Raw genomic sequence first — 2,728 nt, 5'->3', positions numbered from 1 at the left:
GTTTTTATCTATCAAACAAAAATTTGCACGATATCTTGTTTTTATTTTCAGATTAGATATTGTATGATTATTTCCGTCAAATATGTCATTAAACTCTTCTATGACTGCTATACTATCGGCTTCTTCATCTGTGAAGCTTAAATCATTATACAGTTTGAATACCCTTTTGCCGTCAATCACAGAGTAGAAGTCCTCAAGACTTTTTCCTTCATATTCTGTCTCACCGTTTATCAGATGAGTGAAAGCAATAAAATCTTCTGTTGTGTAAATACCGTTTTGTTCGTCCTTTCTTACATTACATATGTATTCATAACCGCTATTGAATTCAGTTTCGTTTATTTTGATATATTCTGAAGGTAATTCATTTCCTTCAAGTTTGATGGATAAGTCCATGCCGTTTTGGGCTGGTATTATGGCTTCATATCTGCCATCGTCATTTCTGTCAAATGAAATAGTTCCTTCTGTACTTGTTGTGACTGAATATTCCGCTGTTTTCAAGTCGATGGCATTTACTTTGAGAGGGACATTAATATGGACTTTTACAATGTCCTCATTCAGCTTTTTGTCAATATTGATTGCAAGTTTGGCGAAAATATGATTGAAAGTGAGATTTATTGTTTCTCCATTACTAAATGTGTCTTTACAATATACTATGTCTCTAAGTTCTCCGTTGTTATGGTACAGGTCATCAATTCCTTTTATCACAGGATAATAAGCTGTAATATTTGCCGAACCTTCTTCTGTATACCATTTATTGTCTTCCAGTCCTGTCCATAGTCCGTTTTCATAATTTAATATGTTTCCTTCCGCTTTTATCCCTCCGGTACTGAAGAAAACTATGGAATCTCCTGCTGGAATTTGTTCTATACTGCCAGTTCTGCTTTCTTTATCCGAAAATCCGTTTGTGGAGTTTCCTGTAATAATAACTTGACTATAATTCTCACTTTTTATATTTATTATACTGTCATGTGTACAAGCGGTTACAGATAATATTAATATTGTAACAAATGATAGTAATATCTTTGTTTTCATAGCTGTAAACTGTTTATTGATAAAAAATCTTCTGAAACCAAAAGTACGTATTTTTTATCAATAAATAAAAGAGTACAGAAAAAAAACGCTGCCATACCTTCTCAGGCGGGCAGCGCAAGCTACAATACAAAATACAAATACAACTAAACGAGATATTTTAAATCAAATGATTTTACTTTAAACAATACCTTGTGCCATCATTGCATGAGCCACTTTCATGAATCCTGCTATATTGGCACCTTTAACATAATTCACATATCCATCGGCTTCAGTTCCATATTTCACGCACTGTTCGTGGATATTGTGCATTATCTGATGGAGCTTATCGTCTACTTCTTCGGCACTCCAACTCATATGCATTGCATTCTGACTCATTTCAAGTCCTGATGTAGCAACACCGCCTGCATTAACAGCTTTACCCGGTGCGTACATTACCTTATTTTCGATGAATGCGTCTATTGCTTCAGGAGTACAACCCATGTTCGAAATTTCTCCGACGCAAAGTACGGAATTTTTTATCAAATTTCCAGCATCTTCGCCATTTAATTCGTTCTGAGTTGCGCAAGGAAGTGCAATATCTACCTTAACTTCCCATGGACGGCGTCCTGGAACGAACTTAGAGCCCGGGAATTTTTCTGCATAAGGCTCAACAATATCATTTCCGGAAGCACGAAGTTCGAGCATATAGTCTATCTTCTCGCCGCTTATTCCGTCAGGGTCGTATATATAACCGTCAGGACCGGATATTGTCACGACTTTAGCACCAAGTTGAGTTGCCTTGGTTGCAGCCCCCCATGCTACATTTCCGAAACCTGAAATAGCTACAGTCTTGCCTTTAATGTCGATTCCTTTCTTGTCGAGCATGTGTTTAACGAAGTAAAGGCCGCCAAATCCGGTTGCTTCAGGGCGAATCAGGGAGCCTCCGAATTCAAGTCCCTTGCCTGTGAATGTTCCGGTAAATTCGTGAGTGAGTTTTTTATACATACCGAACATATAACCCACTTCTCTTCCACCTACGCCTATATCACCTGCCGGTACGTCCATGTCAGGACCTACGTGACGCCATAATTCTAGCATAAAGGCCTGGCAGAAACGCATGATTTCCGCATCGCTCTTTCCTCGTGGAGAGAAATCCGAACCACCTTTACCACCTCCCATAGGAAGAGTGGTAAGAGCATTCTTGAATGTCTGCTCGAATCCGAGGAATTTCAGTATTGAAAGATTTACTGATGCATGGAAACGGATACCGCCTTTGTAAGGGCCTATAGCGTTGTTAAACTGTACTCTGTAACCTATATTTACCTGTACCTTACCTTTGTCATCAACCCAAGGTACACGGAAAGTTATAATTCTGTCCGGTTCAACGAGGCGTTCTATCAATGATACTTTTTCGAATTCAGGATGTTGATTGTATACATCTTCAATAGAGAGCAAAACTTCTTTTACTGCTTGCAGATACTCCGATTCACCTGGATGTTTGGCCTCCAGGGAAGCCATGATTTGATTGATATTCATAATTCAAAATATTAAGGTCTGACAAAATGAAATGTTTTTGTATATGCAAAGTTATGAAATTATACGTGTTGACCAAATTTTTCTGTACTTATTTGTGTAAAATAATGATAAAAAGTAAGTTGGTATTAGTGGCTACCCGGGAAGTTTATGATTGGTTTTTAAGGATATATTTATAATATAC

At 37.6% G+C, this 2,728-nt stretch carries 2 protein-coding genes; both read right to left on the bottom strand.

Annotated elements, in window-relative coordinates:
• Positions 1 to 1,032: fimbrillin family protein (locus I6E24_RS15905; RefSeq protein WP_235329647.1), on the bottom strand; the 1,032-nt coding region annotated here is incomplete at its 3' end.
• Positions 1,033 to 1,209: 177 nt separating this feature from the next.
• A complete protein-coding gene (gene gdhA, locus I6E24_RS15900; RefSeq protein ID WP_235329645.1) occupies positions 1,210 to 2,547 on the bottom strand; it encodes an NADP-specific glutamate dehydrogenase in 1,338 nt (445 codons plus the stop codon).
• Between the last annotated feature and the right edge of the window lie 181 nt (positions 2,548 to 2,728).

This window comes from Bacteroides caecigallinarum (assembly GCF_021530995.1).
GTDB classification, from domain to species: domain Bacteria; phylum Bacteroidota; class Bacteroidia; order Bacteroidales; family Bacteroidaceae; genus Phocaeicola; species Phocaeicola faecigallinarum.
Note: the sequence above shows the minus strand (reverse complement) of the source record. Positions and strands in the feature narration are given on the sequence as shown.